13 protein-coding genes are annotated in these 15109 nt (G+C 45.1%); 6 read left to right on the top strand and 7 right to left on the bottom strand.

What is annotated here, in order from left to right; translation table 11 throughout:
• Nucleotides 1-31 precede the first annotated feature (31 nt).
• The gene (locus DXC10_RS01335) at nt 32-787 is read left to right on the top strand and encodes a succinate dehydrogenase/fumarate reductase iron-sulfur subunit (protein ID WP_101541948.1); all 756 of its coding nucleotides are present in this window, start codon (nt 32-34) and stop codon (nt 785-787) included.
• Nucleotides 788-1307: 520 nt separating this feature from the next.
• Here the strand turns inward: DXC10_RS01335 and dprA are convergent.
• The 3 genes from dprA to DXC10_RS01350 are packed head-to-tail and all read right to left on the bottom strand — an operon-like array spanning nt 1308 to nt 4187.
• A complete protein-coding gene (dprA, locus tag DXC10_RS01340; protein WP_101541949.1) occupies nt 1308-2426 on the bottom strand; it encodes a DNA-processing protein DprA in 1119 nt (372 codons plus the stop codon).
• A 12-nt stretch (nt 2427-2438) separates the two neighbouring features.
• A complete protein-coding gene (locus DXC10_RS01345; RefSeq protein ID WP_101541950.1) occupies nt 2439-2846 on the bottom strand; it encodes a thioesterase family protein in 408 nt (135 codons plus the stop codon).
• Nucleotides 2847-2894: 48 nt separating this feature from the next.
• The gene (locus DXC10_RS01350; protein ID WP_117737211.1) at nt 2895-4187 is read right to left on the bottom strand and encodes a peptidase U32 family protein; all 1293 of its coding nucleotides are present in this window, start codon (nt 4185-4187) and stop codon (nt 2895-2897) included.
• Nucleotides 4188-4255: 68 nt separating this feature from the next.
• On the opposite strand from DXC10_RS01350, the gene dusB reads away from it, so the two are divergent.
• Nucleotides 4256-5233, top strand: a complete 978-nt coding sequence (gene dusB / locus DXC10_RS01355) for a tRNA dihydrouridine synthase DusB (RefSeq protein WP_117737212.1) — start codon at nt 4256-4258, stop codon at nt 5231-5233.
• Between the two features lie 140 nt (nt 5234-5373).
• On the opposite strand, the gene DXC10_RS01360 is transcribed toward dusB, so the two are convergent.
• From DXC10_RS01360 to DXC10_RS01370, 3 genes are all read right to left on the bottom strand, one after another.
• Complete coding sequence (locus DXC10_RS01360; protein WP_117737213.1) at nt 5374-6339, bottom strand: phosphatase PAP2 family protein; 966 nt, start codon at nt 6337-6339, stop codon at nt 5374-5376.
• Nucleotides 6330-7337, bottom strand: coding sequence for an NAD(P)-dependent oxidoreductase (locus tag DXC10_RS01365; protein ID WP_101541954.1), 1008 nt, complete (start codon nt 7335-7337; stop codon nt 6330-6332). The genes DXC10_RS01360 and DXC10_RS01365 overlap by 10 nt, the downstream gene beginning before the upstream one ends.
• 82 nt (nt 7338-7419) lie before the next feature.
• A complete protein-coding gene (locus DXC10_RS01370) occupies nt 7420-8370 on the bottom strand; it encodes a cation diffusion facilitator family transporter (protein WP_101541955.1) in 951 nt (316 codons plus the stop codon).
• Nucleotides 8371-8673: 303 nt separating this feature from the next.
• Here DXC10_RS01370 and rnr point away from each other — a divergent pair, with 303 nt between their 5' ends.
• Both rnr and DXC10_RS01380 read left to right on the top strand, forming a co-directional pair.
• Nucleotides 8674-10830 carry a ribonuclease R gene (gene rnr, locus DXC10_RS01375; protein WP_101541956.1) on the top strand — a complete coding sequence of 719 codons (2157 nt, stop codon included), beginning with the start codon at nt 8674-8676 and terminating at the stop codon, nt 10828-10830.
• A 10-nt stretch (nt 10831-10840) separates the two neighbouring features.
• Complete coding sequence (locus DXC10_RS01380; RefSeq protein ID WP_101541957.1) at nt 10841-11317, top strand: pyridoxamine 5'-phosphate oxidase family protein; 477 nt, start codon at nt 10841-10843, stop codon at nt 11315-11317.
• 82 nt (nt 11318-11399) lie between these two features.
• On the opposite strand, the gene cysK is transcribed toward DXC10_RS01380, so the two are convergent.
• On the bottom strand, nt 11400-12347 hold the full coding sequence (gene cysK, locus DXC10_RS01385) for a cysteine synthase A (protein WP_117737214.1): 948 nt from the start codon (nt 12345-12347) through the stop codon (nt 11400-11402).
• A gap of 151 nt (nt 12348-12498) precedes the next feature.
• On the opposite strand from cysK, the gene DXC10_RS01390 reads away from it, so the two are divergent.
• A complete protein-coding gene (locus DXC10_RS01390) occupies nt 12499-13398 on the top strand; it encodes a serine O-acetyltransferase (protein ID WP_101541959.1) in 900 nt (299 codons plus the stop codon).
• A gap of 27 nt (nt 13399-13425) precedes the next feature.
• Nucleotides 13426-14916 carry a class I SAM-dependent RNA methyltransferase gene (locus tag DXC10_RS01395; protein WP_117737215.1) on the top strand — a complete coding sequence of 497 codons (1491 nt, stop codon included), beginning with the start codon at nt 13426-13428 and terminating at the stop codon, nt 14914-14916.
• The last annotated feature ends 193 nt before the right edge of the window (nt 14917-15109 follow it).

Consider the following 15109-nt stretch of genomic DNA (forward strand, 5'->3'; position numbering starts at 1 on the left):
GGGAAGTTGAACATTTAAAGAACTAAAGAAAATGGATAAAAATATATCATTTACGCTCAAGGTATGGCGCCAAAAGGGTCCGAAAGCAAAAGGCGCTTTTGAAACATACCAAATGAAAGATATTCCGGGCGATACTTCATTCCTTGAAATGCTGGATATTCTGAACGAACAGCTCATTAGTGAAGGTAAAGAACCGGTTGTATTCGATCATGACTGCCGCGAAGGTATTTGCGGCATGTGTTCCCTTTACATCAACGGACATCCCCATGGTCCTGCTACAGGTGCCACTACCTGCCAAATGTATATGCGCCGTTTCAATGATGGCGATACTATCACTGTAGAGCCTTGGCGTTCTGCCGGTTTCCCGGTTATCAAGGATTTGATGGTCGACCGTACGGCTTTCGACAAGATTATGCAGGCTGGCGGTTACGTCAGTGTACGTACAGGTGCCCCACAAGATGCTAATGCTATCCTAATTCCGAAACCTATCGCCGACGAAGCTATGGACGCTGCTTCTTGTATCGGTTGTGGCGCTTGTGTAGCTGCTTGTAAAAATGGTTCTGCCATGTTGTTTGTTTCTGCCAAGGTAAGTCAGTTAAATCTGTTGCCTCAAGGTAAGCCGGAAGCATTGCGCCGTGCTAAAGCGATGTTGAGCAAAATGGACGAACTTGGTTTCGGTAACTGTACAAATACTCGTGCTTGCGAAGCTGAATGCCCGAAGAACGTTTCCATCAGTAATATCGCACGCTTGAACCGCGATTTTATTATTGCGAAGCTGAAAGACTAATCGGACTTTCTTATAATTTGATTAATACATCATTAAGACTCCTCTGCCGGGAAATTGGTAGAGGAGTTTTTTATTTGAAGCGCAAGTTACACGATGAAGCTCTGAAGTCTTTTCTTATTTTAGGAATACATTCCCGAATTAACAACAAGAAGCAATAACGAAACAGACAAACTCCACTAAAAGTTGACATTTCGTTAGCCATACATCATTAATGTTGTTCATATCGTCATTCCGTGTGCGAGAACAGTAAATATCCGTGAAAGAAATTTAAAAGATAGGCAAAGGAAGAATAAAAGTTTGCAGGATATATCCGAAACGCATACATTTGTCATGTGATTTTTTTCATAGTATTAGATTTAAGGTTAACAAAGGTTGGAGTACAGCGGTACTCCTTTTTTTATGTCCGCCCCCTTCCGGTCATGTCCGGGAACTTCGTTATATTCACTACCATCTTGTTAGCAGCAAAATGTTTATAGTATATATTTGCTATATGGCATTCGTTTATTGCGCTATCTCTACCTTACACCAACAAGCGATATACCCCACCAACCAATGCTTTCACTACTCCCTTCATTTCCAACTCAAACAGTAAAGTGCTCATGCGGTTTACGGGAATATTTGTTTCTACCACCAACGTGTTGATATGTAAGTCTCCCCGACAGGAAAGAATACGGACGATATTTTCTTCTTCGCCCGTCAGCTCCGGAAAAAGATTACGCTGGATACTTTCCGACTTGAAAGCCTGTTCCGGTTTCATCCACCCCATCGTTTGCAAAAAATCTTCCACATTCTGAATAAGAACCGCTTTATTATCGCGTATCAGACGATTACAACCCATCGAAGCGGCATCGGTGACACGACCAGGGACGGCAAAACAATCTCTATGATAACTTTCCGCCAGTTCGGCGGTAATCAATGAACCACCTTTTACAGCAGATTCTACAACGACAGTTGCATCGCTCATACCGGCTACAATACGATTACGGCTGACAAAGTTATGTTTGTCGGGATTGGTTTCAGTAAGGAACTCCGTAAGTAATCCGCCATTGGACAGCATATCAATGGCAGTTTTGCGATGAACAAAAGGATAGATACGATCCAAACCATGCGCCAGAACGGCAACGGTAGAAAGGTTATTCGCCAAAGCTGCACGATGGGCATGGATATCAATGCCGTAAGCCAGTCCGCTAACGACAAGAACATCGGGACAAAAAGCAGCCAAATCGTGAAGAAAATCGGTACAGAATTGCTTTCCATAGTCGGTGGCACGACGTGTACCTACCATATTGATGACACGCAAGCGATTGAGATCCGTATTCCCTTTGAAGAAAAGTACAAGCGGCGCGTCTTCACATTCGCGCAGACGGGAAGGATAAGCCTCATCATGAAAGGACAGGCAAGATAAGCCATTCTTTTCTACAAATTCCATTTCACGCTCCGCCCGCAGGAAGGCGGCAGGACAATCAAGGGCAGCGACTACCGCAGGATTTACTCCAGGAAGGAGTTCTGGCAATATCCGTCGCTGGTGAAAAACTTCGGTGGCACTACCCATACCGTCTATTAAACGCTTTGCCCCGATATGTCCTATACCGGGGCAAAGCGTAAGAGCTATACAGCAAATATGTTCATCGTTATTCATTTCATCACAGATTTACACCGGCTTAAGATAAGAAGCAAAGATACTGTCGAAGAGCTCACTGTCACTTAAACGCCCGTTTACCACACATACCGTTTCGACTATGCCTTTCAGACAGACTTTACCGTCGGAAGCGCGAAAAATATCTTGATAGAAGACATATTTGATACCTTCTTTCTTCATATACAACTTGGACACAAACTCATCACCACTTTTCAATGGGGTCTTGAAAGCCATGCTGATACGCGCCACTACCGGATCTACCCCTTGCTCGTGCAATGCGGCAAAGCTGACTCCCGTACTCAGCAAAAACTCGTGCCGCGTGTGCTCCAGATAGTGTTGATAGTTCGCATTGTTAACAATACCTTGCAGGTCGCACTCATAGTCACGTACCTTCATTGCCAGTTCATAAATATAGTCCATACTCTATAATATTATCCCCTTATCACTCCACTACCTTATCTCCCCTTTTTATCCTCGCTGCTGTTCCACATCCAACCCCTTGAACTTCTTCAGTTCTTCTACTGAAACCAGCTTATACAACTTATCGCTAGGGCGTATCTTAACCGACTTCATCGAGAAATGTTGCCCCTTCTTCACCGTTTGCACAGATTTCAAGTCAACACGTGCTTCGTCTAGAGTAAGAAATTCCGCACCGGTCGTGGGACCTGTTATCAGCAGTTTATCACCTACGCTGACTTCGGCCGCCTCCACCAGAAACTCCGCTACTCCGATATTGGAGAAATAACGGATACCTTTGCCAACATAAATCTTACGTTCCGTAGCGGCAGAACCATAGTTCTTCGTCCATTCGCCCAAGCGTTGTCCCAGATAGTATCCATTCCAAAAACCACGGTTGAAAACAGTCTTCAGCCGTTCATCCCAAACGGCAATCTTCTCATCGGTAAAGGTATCTTCCAGATAAGAACGGATTGCTTCTTTATAACATTCCACCACCGTACGTACATACTCGGGGCCGCGGGCACGTCCTTCAATCTTGAAAACACGTACACCGGCATCCATCATCTTGTTCATAAAATGAATGGTTTTCAAATCTTTCGGAGACATGATATACTGGTTATCGATATCCAGTTCCACATCTGTCTCTTTATCACGCACGGTATAAGAACGACGACACACCTGCATGCAGGCCCCCCTATTGGCAGAGTGATTCATTTCGTGCAACGAAAGGTAACATTTGCCTGAAACAGCCATGCAAAGAGCTCCGTGACAGAACATTTCAATGCGTATCTGCCGCCCGCCAGGACCACAGATATTCTCTTCCCGGATATGGCGATAGATCTCAGCGACCTGTTCCAGATTTAGTTCACGTGCCAGCACCACCACATCGGCAAACCGGGCATAGAACCGTAATGCTTCCACATTAGAGATATTCAGTTGCGTAGACAGGTGTACTTCCTGCCCTATCTGCCGGGCATAACTCATCACCGCCACATCTGCCGCAATCACAGCCGATATACCTGCCGCCTTTGCCGCGTCCACGATAGTACGCATCAAAGGGATATCGTTGTCATATATAATGGTATTCACCGTGAGATAACTCTTCATCCCGTGCTCATCGCAGGTCTGTGCTATCTCCCGCAAGTCTTCCACAGTAAACGTATTTGCCGAACGTGCACGCATATTCAGGTTCTCAATACCGAAATAAATGGAATCCGCACCTGCCTGAATAGCGGCGGCAAGAGACTCGCGCGAGCCTACGGGCGCCATGATTTCAAAATCATCAATAGAGGGTTTCATCATATCTTTTTGAATTAGAGTATGCAAAGGTAGGCTTTTTTCCGTATTTTTGCAGGGAAATCATTTAGAATATGAAGATTAAAGATATAGACCTGGGCGAGCATCCCATTCTCCTCGCCCCGATGGAGGACGTTACCGACCCGGCTTTCCGGCTGATGTGCAAGCAGTTCGGAGCGGACATGGTATATACCGAATTCGTATCGGCCGACGCCTTGATACGTTCCGTAAGTAAGACGGAGCAAAAACTGAACATCAGTGATAAGGAACGTCCCGTAGCTATACAGATTTACGGAAAGGACACGGATACGATGGTAGAAGCCGCACGCATCGTAGAGCAGGCTCGTCCTGATGTATTGGATATTAACTTCGGTTGTCCCGTAAAGCGGGTGGCAGGCAAAGGCGCCGGAGCGGGCATGCTGCAAAACGTACCCAAAATGCTGGAGATTACCCGTGCAGTGGTAGATACAGTGAAGATACCCGTGACCGTGAAAACGCGCCTGGGCTGGGATGCGAACAACAAAATCATCGTAGACCTTGCCGAACAGCTACAAGATTGTGGAATTGCCGCACTTACCATCCACGGCCGTACCCGTGCCCAGATGTACACCGGTGAAGCGGACTGGACACTCATCGGAGAAGTGAAGAAAAATCCTCGCATGCACATTCCCATCATCGGTAATGGTGATATCACCACACCCCAAAGAGCCAAAGAGTGTTTCGACCTTTATGGGGTAGATGCCATCATGATAGGACGCGCCAGCTTCGGTCGCCCGTGGTTCTTCAAGGAAGTAAAGCATTATCTGGAAACCGGAGAGGAACTGCCGCCGCTGAGTTCGGAATGGCGGTTGAACGTGCTTCGGCAAGAAGTGGAAGACAGTGTCAGCCTGCTGGATGAGCGTAGGGGTATCTTGCATGTACGCCGCCACCTGGCTGCCAGTCCGCTTTTCAAAGGTATTCCTAATTTCCGGGATACAAGGATAGCGATGTTGCGGGCAGAAACGAAAGAAGACTTGTATCGTATCTTCGACAAGATAGAGCCAATGTTATAAACTGCAAATCAGCAGTCTGATGGATCTATAGTTCCATTGCGACAGACCTATAGATCTATCGCGACAGGTATTAAGAACTATCGCGAGGGATATTAAGATCTGTCGCGAGGCATCTATAGATGCCGGAAAAGAGGATAGGGTCACTTGAACATCGGCTGTGCAAACCACCGCTTGAACATCCACGTCACCACGATATAGAGTACAAAAGCAGAGAAGAAGCCTACAATAGCATCAATAAGATAATGCGCCTGGATGTATACCGTGGCTCCACAAAGCAACAAATAGAAAGGCAACAGACAGGCAAACAACCATTTACTTCCACGCCATGCCATAATCATCAGAATGGTAGACATGCCCACATGCGAACTTGGAAAGGCCGCCGTGGGGCGTTCACCCACTTGTTGTGAACCTTCCACCAGATTATAAAAAAAACCATGCTCGTATCCGGGACCGGGAAGAAGTTCCTGATGGTGATGGAAATAATCGCCGATGGCTGGGAATATGCCTTGCGCCACTTTATCTTCACCGATGGCAGGGAAATAGAATTGCGGACCGGCAACCGGAACAAAGATGTAAATCAGATAATAGATGAAGAAAGCAGTGACGATGACAAATGACACTTTCTCAAAAAGCTCGAAACGATAAAGAAAATACCACACTACTACGAGGAGAATCATCGGATAATAGGAGAAATACCCCATGTTGAAAGGTTCGCTCACCCACATTTGTGGAAAACGCAAACAGAACCATACGGCAGGTTGTCCGCCGAATATCCACTGCTCTGCCGATGCAAAGACGTGGTCGAGGTTAGGGAAAACACGGTTGAACTCAAATGTATCGGGATACCAGTAAGAAAGCAGCGACATCTGGATGGCAATGCGGACGAAAGCGGAGAACTTGCAAGGAGCAAGCCGGTAGAGATACATCAACAGAAACGTCATGCCGGCAATTATAACCCGGTCTGCCAGCATCTGCCCCGGATGGTCCATTTCCTGAAAAAGAAACAGAATTAAAATGGAAGTCAGCAGATTATATATCAGCGTAATCTTCTCAACAGCAAAGAGCCCTTTACGGGTTTCTACCCTTTTAAATAAATCTAAAGCCATCCTTTGTCTTTATACCATGCAATCGTTTCCTTCACTCCCCGTTCCAAATCGTATTCAGGACTGAAACCCAGTTCCTCAATAGCCGGAGCAATGTCACACTGCCAGTTACGTTGTTTCATTATTCTATATTTGTCCGAATTGAGCGTACTGGTGGTCTTCCGTTGCTTTGCCCAAAATTCAGCGAGCAAAGATACTACTTTCAGCACAATTAACGGGCATCTTAGGCGAATAACAAACGGATTGCCCAATTCTTTCCGTATCAAGTCCGAAAATGTACGGCTCTGATATACTTGGCCATCCGCCAGAAAATAGGCGCGACGGCACACTTTCTTGTCAATTCCCAAAAACACCGCTTGCACGATGTCTTTGACATAAATAAACGTCAGGTCCTGCCGGCGAAAACCAACCGAAAAATCGGTATGTTGCCGGATGGACTTCGCCACCAGGAAATAATCTTTCTCGCGCGGTCCATAAACTCCCGTAGGGCGGTAGATGACATACGGGAAACCCGGGATACTTTGCAAATAAAACTCCGCTTTCAGTTTGCTTAGCCCATATGCGGTATTGGGCACAGGTGTATCCGACTCCACGATGGGACGGTAAGTCTTCTCGCGCACGGGACCGAAAACGCTCAACGTACTGATGAAAATGAATTGTTTGGGAATCATGTTCAGCTCTCTCAGTGTATCCACAAAATATTTGGTCTGGAGATAGTTCACACGGTCAAAGTCACTCTTATCCACACATTTGGTGGCTCCGGCACAATGAACGATATAATCGAACTTGTTATAGGTTCCTTTATGGCCGGAAAGTTGCGCCCGCAATTCGTTGGGATGTGCAAAATCGAGCTCGAGAATATGTATCTTACGATTTTTCAAATATTCCCGGCTACTGGACGAACGGATACCCGCCCATACGCCAAATTTACGCTTTAATGCTTCTTCGACGATGAAACTCCCTATAAATCCACTGGCTCCTGTGATTAAAATCGTTTCCATTTACACGTTTACATATTTATGGTTTGACGACCGACAATTGAAATTACCTGGTATGTCATTCTCCTTATCACCCTATACTTTATCACCTCGCTATCCTATTGTCATTTCTTTCATCATCCTTTTTTATAGGCTCCAAGTGGATGCCGACATGGGTATTTTTACCAAACAGCTCTTTCAACTTGTCCTCAATGGCGGTCGCCGTATAGTGAGCTTCTTCCAATGATATCTTCCCATCCATACGTACATGCACCTCAATGGCGTAATAATTACCAATGCGACGCGTACGAAGATGATGTGGAGAGCTCACCCCGGGAAATGAAAGTATCGTTTCCTGTATCTTGTCTTCCACATCGGCAGGCAAAGACTTTTCCAATAATTCATCTACACAGGGAACCAATAACTGAATAGCCACTTTCATAATGAAAAGGCTGACGATAACTGCCGCAAGAGGATCCAGCACCCTCCACCGATTGCCCAAGAGGATGGCTCCACCGATACCAATGGCTGTACCTATGGACGACAACGCATCGCTCCGATGATGCCAAGCGTTGGCAACTACCGCTTGTGAATTCAGTTTTTTCCCCTGGAATATGGTATATTGGTAAAGTACCTCCTTGAAGATAATGGATACCACCGCCGCTATCAACGCCAACATACCGGGCTCTTGCAACGAACCTCCCCGCAGAAAACAATAAATGGAGGAAGCTCCGTTCCATAAAATCCCGAAACCCACAAACAAGAGGAAAATGCCAATAATGGCAGTAGCCAACGTTTCGTATTTTCCATGACCGTAATCGTGCCCCTCATCTTCGGGTTTCGAAGAGATACGCACAAAAACAATGACGATGATATCCGTAACAAAATCAGATAACGAGTGAACCGCATCTGCCAGCATAGCGGCACTATGCCCCATAATACCCGCAAAAAACTTAAAAATAAGCAACAAGAAATTCACCACGCTTCCTACAATCGTCACTCGGTAGATACTCTTTTCCCGGGTGCTGTTTTCTTTGTCAAAAGCTTGTTTTTTCATGTTATTTTTTGCTAAGTCGTTGCAAATATAGTACATAAATCTATTACGTACCGCCGTTCTTTAATTATTTTCATTTGACCGGCAAGATTTTAAGGGCAGATTGAACTACCGAAAACAATATTTTGTTTACTTTGCAAAGAAAGATCAGTTAAAAGTGGTAAGATGATAATGTGATAGTATGATAACGCAGTTGCGTAACCGTCTTTCTAAGTAGTAACTAGTAGTAATATGCTGTCAAAGTAATATCCCACTATCACTTTATCACCTCATAATATTTCCCAACTAAAACCAATCGACATATATATGGCTAAGAACAAAGAAAAGAAAGAAAAAAAGGCCGGCAAGCGAATGAAGAAAAAAGAGCTTGTCAAGATTATACTGGAGTTTTTCCACGCGAAACAAGACGAAGTACTATCCCTGAAATATATTTTTGAGCAGTTGCGCCTCACTACACATCCTCTGAAAATGTTGTGTATGGATATCCTTTCCGAGCTATCGGAAGATGATTATATCACCGAGGTGGATAAACATAAATATAAGCTGAACAACCACGGAGTGGAGATGACCGGAATTTTTCAGCGCAAGAGTAACGGAAAGAATTCTTTTATCCCCGAAGGCGGCGGAGATCCAATTTTTGTCGCAGAACGCAACTCGGCACATGCCATGAACAACGACAAAGTACGCATTGCTTTCTATGCGAAACGTCGGGGACGCGAAGCCGAAGGTGAAGTAATCGAGATACTGGAACGTGCCAATGATACCTTTGTAGGTACGCTGGAAGTTGCCAGTTCATACGCTTTCCTTGTCACAGAAAATCGTACGCTCGCCAATGACATCTTTATCCCCAAAGAAAAACTGAAAGGTGGAAAGACTGGTGACAAAGCCATCGTAAAGATAATAGAATGGCCTGACAAAGCGAAAAATCCCATCGGGCAAGTAGTGGACATCTTGGGCAAGGCGGGTGAGAACACTACTGAAATGCATGCTATCCTGGCTGAATATGGTCTGCCGTATGTATATCCGTCTGCGGTAGAAAAGGCAGCGGACAAGATATCTGATGAAATTCCCGCTGAAGAATATGCCAAACGCGAGGACTTCCGCAATGTAACGACTTTCACCATAGACCCTAAAGATGCCAAAGACTTTGATGACGCATTGTCCATCCGTAAGCTGAAAGAAGGTTTGTGGGAAGTAGGTGTGCACATTGCCGACGTAACCCATTACGTAAAGGAAGGTGGCATCATCGATAAAGAAGCCGAAAAGCGTGCCACATCTGTTTACCTGGTAGACCGGACTATTCCGATGTTGCCCGAACGACTGTGTAACTTTATCTGTTCGCTACGTCCTGATGAAGAGAAACTGGCTTATTCTGTCATCTTTAACATGACGGAAAAGGGAGAGGTGAAAAATTCACGTATCGTTCATACAGTCATTAAGTCTGATCGCCGCTTCACGTATGAAGAAGCGCAAGAGATAATAGAAACCGGAAAAGGTGATTTCAAGGAAGAAATCCTCGAGCTGGACAAACTTGCCAAATTGCTACGTGAAAATCGTTTCAAAGCCGGTGCCATCAACTTCGACCGCTATGAAGTGAAGTTCGAAATTGATGAAAAGGGCAAACCCATCAACGTCTATTTCAAGATGTCAAAGGATGCCAATAAGCTAGTGGAGGAATTCATGTTGCTTGCCAACCGCACCGTAGCCGAGAAAATAGGACGTGTGCCGAAGAACAAGAAACCGAAAGTATTTCCTTACCGCATCCACGACCTTCCGGATCCGGAAAAACTGGATAACTTGGCACAGTTCATCGCCCGCTTTGGTTATAAACTGCGCACCAGTGGAACCAAGACGGATGTTTCCAAGTCCATCAACCATCTATTGGATGATATTCAAGGCAAAAAAGAAGAAAATCTCATTGAAACCGTGTCCATACGTGCCATGCAGAAAGCCCGTTATTCGGTGCACAACATCGGTCACTATGGATTGGCATTCGATTATTACACACATTTCACTTCACCCATCCGCCGTTTTCCGGATATGATGGTACATCGTCTGCTGACAAAATATATCGACCAGGGTGGACGAAGCGTTTCAGAACAGAAATATGAGGCCCTTTGTGAACATTCCAGCAGTATGGAACAGGTTGCTGCCAATGCGGAACGTGCTTCCATCAAGTACAAACAGGTGGAATACATGACGGAACGTCTGGGACAAACCTACGATGGAGTAATTTCAGGGGTTACGGAATGGGGACTTTATGTAGAGTTGAATGAGAACAAGTGCGAAGGCATGATTCCCATCCGGGACCTCGACGATGATTACTACGAATTCGACGAGAAGAATTACTGCCTGCGTGGACGTCGTAAAAAACGCGCATACAGTTTGGGAGACACTATCACCATCAAAGTGGCCCGTGCCAATCTGGAGAAGAAACAACTGGATTTTGCATTAATAGAATAGAATTACACCGATGAAGACAATCAGTATCACAGACCCTGCACAAATAAAAAAGATTATTGACAAATGTCCATATTGCATGGTCGGACTCACCGACTGCGAGGGCAATCCATACGTAGTTCCCATGAACTTTGCCTATGACAACGGAGTGATATACCTACATTCCGGACCGGAAGGCAGTAAAGTGAAAATGGTGACACGCCATCCACAGGTTTGCATCACCTTCTGTGAAGGACATGAGTTGGTGTATATGCACAAACAGGTGGCGTGCAGTTACAGTATGAAATCACGTAGTGTCATCTGTCGCGGCAAAGTACGTTTCATAGAAGACAGAGAAGAAAAACGCCGTATATTGGATTTGCTGATGAAACAATATACTGAAAATGAATGTAACTATGCCGAACCTGCCATACGAAATGTGAAACTATGGGAGGTGAAAATCGACAATATGACATGCAGATCGTTCGGGCTGCGTCCTAGTGAAATCTAGCCACTATTTATATCTTAACAGCACCTTGCATATACTAATTTGCAAGGTGCTGTTTTCGTATTAGCTCGTTCCATCGGGATGATTACAACGGATATTCCTCAAAAGCATACAGCAAAGTGGAAAGATATCGTTCACCCGTATCGGGAAGCAGAACAACAATAGTTTTCCCTTCATTCTCTGGCTGTTTTGCCAATCGGGAAGCAGCGGCAACAGCCGCACCTGAAGAAATACCGACAAGCAGGCCTTCAAATTTCGCCAACTCCCGCCCCATACGAATAGCATCATCATTTGATACCTGCAAAACCTCATCTACCACTGCGCTGTTATAGTTTCTCGGAATAAATCCGGCACCAATGCCTTGTATTTTATGAGGACCGGGCTTCCCACCGGATAGAACGGGAGAATCTTCCGGTTCTACAGCTACCACTTTTATTGCCGGATTGTGTTTTTTCAAGGCGGTACCTACTCCACTCACCGTACCACCCGTACCTACACCGGCAACAAAGATATCAACTTCTCCATCGGTATCATACCATATTTCCTGTCCGGTAGTGCGCTCATGGACGGCTGGATTAGCCGGATTGTCAAATTGTTGCAGTATCAAAGAGCCGGGAGTAACGGCTTTCAGTTCCTCGGCACGTGCTATCGCACCTTTCATGCCATCCGCACCCGGAGTCAGAACCAGTTGGGCACCAAGAGCTTTCAGCAGGTTGCGACGCTCTACGCTCATGGTATCGGGCATGGTCAATATTAATTTATATCCTTTGGCGGCTGCCACAAAAGCAAGTCCCACTCCGGTATTGCCACTCGTAGGTTCGATGAGAGTGGCACCGGGTTGCAACAATCCGCTTTTTTCAGCATCCTCTACCATGGCAAGAGCTACACGGTCTTTCACACTGCTTGCGGGATTAAAAGATTCCAGTTTAGCTATCACTCTGGCCTTCAGCCCTTGTTGTTTACTGTAATTATTCAGCTCCAATAAAGGAGTATTACCTACCAGATCGGTAAGACGTTGTGCAATTCTTTTCATACCTTTTTATTTTATGATACAAAAGTAGTACAGAATTAGTTCATTCCAAATACCATAAATATGGTAATTGCTTACTATAAATAGGGGATGTGTAGGAAATTTGGCGAATACTTTGTACCTTTGTTGCCACTTTATTATAAAGGATATCATAATGAGTCCACTCAACTTTACCCACATTTTGACACAGGCAGTCGATGAGCTATCGGAAAGCGAATCTTACAAAGGACTGTTTCACCAGCATACGGACGGCAATCCATTGCCTTCGGCTAAAGCTTTGTATGACATCATCGAATTGGCACGTGCCATCATCTTTCCCGGTTACTTCGGAAACTCAACGGTCAACAGCCGTACAGTCACTTATCACATCGGTGTCAATGTAGAACGTTTGTTCGACTTGCTGACCGAGCAAATCCTTGCCGGACTCTGTTTTGGTAGCGATGATGAATGTAGCTGCTGTACCGAAAAACAACGTGAAGACGCTGCTTCACTATCCGCCAAGTTTATTAGCCACCTCCCTGCGATGCGCCGCATACTCGCCACTGATGTGGAAGCTGCCTACAACGGCGACCCCGCCGCACACTCATTCGGCGAAGTCATCAGTTGCTATCCCGCCATCCGTGCCATCAGCAATTACCGTATCGCACATGAACTGCTGATGCTGGGCGTACCTCTTATTCCTCGCATCATTACCGAAATGGCACATAGCGAAACGGGAATCGACATTCATCCGGGAGCTGAAATTGGCAGTCATTTTACAATAGACCACGGTACGGGTGTAGTAATCGGTGAGACTTGTGTCATCGGAAATCATGTCAAGCTGTACCAAGGAGTAACCCTCGGTGCCAAAAGTTTTCCCCTGGACGAGGACGGTAAACCTATCAAAGGTATTCCCCGCCATCCGATACTGGAAGACAATGTCATTGTTTATTCCAACGCTACCATATTGGGACGTATCATTATCGGACGTGACGCTACCGTAGGTGGTAACATCTGGGTCACAGAAGATGTACCTGCCGGAGCGAGAATTGTACAAACGAAGGCAAAAAAATAATAAAAACATAAATCATAAACAATTTAGATGAGCGAACAACCATTTGAAATGATTGCCAAAACCTTTCAGGGACTGGAAGAAGTACTGGCTAAAGAACTTACCTCACTGGGAGCTAATGACATTGAAATAGGACGCCGCATGGTGTCTTTCAGCGGTGATAAGGAAATGATGTACAAGGCGAATTTCTGTCTCCGCACTGCTATTCGTATCCTGAAACCGATAAAACACTTCACAGCCAAAAATGCCGATGAGGTTTATGAACAAATAAAAGCTATCCACTGGGAAGATTATCTGGATACCGATAAAACTTTTGCTGTAGATGCCGTAGTGTTCAGCGAAGAGTTCCGCCATTCCAAATTCGTTTCTTATAAAGTGAAAGATGCGATTGTCGACTATTTCCGCGAAAAGTCAGGTGACCGCCCCAATGTACGTATCAACAAGCCGGACGTGTTATTGAATATCCATATCGCAGAAACCAAATGTACGCTTTCTCTTGATTCATCGGGTGAGTCGCTACATCGACGCGGTTATCGTCAAGAAGCAGTGGAAGCTCCTCTGAACGAAGTATTGGCTGCCGGAATGATTTTGATGAGTGGCTGGAACGGTGAATGCGACTTGATAGATCCGATGTGCGGTTCGGGAACCATCCCCATCGAAGCGGCTTTAATTGCCCGTAACATTGCACCGGGAGTATTCCGCAAAGAGTTCGCTTTTGAAAAATGGGTGGATTTTGACCAAGAGTTGTTCGATAATATCTACAACGACGACAGTCAGGAACGTGAGTTCAAGCATAAGATATATGGTTATGACAACAATCCGCAGGCCAATGAGATTGCAACCCGCAATATCAAAGCTGCAGGCGTTTCAAAGGATGTAATTTTAAAGTTACAACCTTTCCAACAGTTTGAACAACCTAAAGAAAAGTCTATCATCATCACCAATCCCCCATATGGAGAACGAATTTCGACAAACGATTTACTGGGGTTGTACTCCATGATTGGTGAACGGTTGAAACATGCTTTCACCGGTAACACTGCATGGATACTCTCGTATCGTGAAGAATGTTTCGACCAAATCGGTTTAAAAGCGACCAATAAAGTTCCTTTGTTCAACGGTGCCTTGGAGTGTGAATTCCGCCAATATGAAATCTTTGACGGTAAATACAAAGAATTTCGTGAAGGAGGTGACGAACTAAGCAGAGAACGTAAAGAATACAGAACTTCGGCTTCAGGGGAACAAAGAGACTTCAGACCTGCTCCGGGAGAACGAAGGGAATTCAGACCCAGAGAAAGATTTAACGGAGAACGTAAAGAATTCAATGGTGACCGTAAACCTAGAGAATTCAGAGATAGCGAAAAGCGGGAATTTCGTCCGCGTGAACGAAGGGAATTCAAAGAGGGGGATAGAAAAGAATTCAAGTCCAGAGAAAGACGTGAGTTCAGTAAAGAAAGAGAACCGAGGTCAGGAGAGTCTTATCCGGAAAGAAAAAGAAGGGAATTTAAGAAGAAAGAAGAATAAACCGGTCATAAGTTGCGGCCAGTTCATTGAAGGAAGATTTGAATAAAGTTTCTTTGAGGTTAAATGGTTGGCAAACAATCTAATATCTTGCGCAATCCACGAGCCATTGAAACCAATATCAACATCATACACGTCGTTGTCCACATACGTTAATGCCCCTTGCCTATATTCCGAGAGAAGAACCGAAAGAGTT

The organism is Bacteroides sp. OM08-11, from assembly GCF_003438665.1.
Classification (GTDB): domain Bacteria; phylum Bacteroidota; class Bacteroidia; order Bacteroidales; family Bacteroidaceae; genus Bacteroides; species Bacteroides cutis.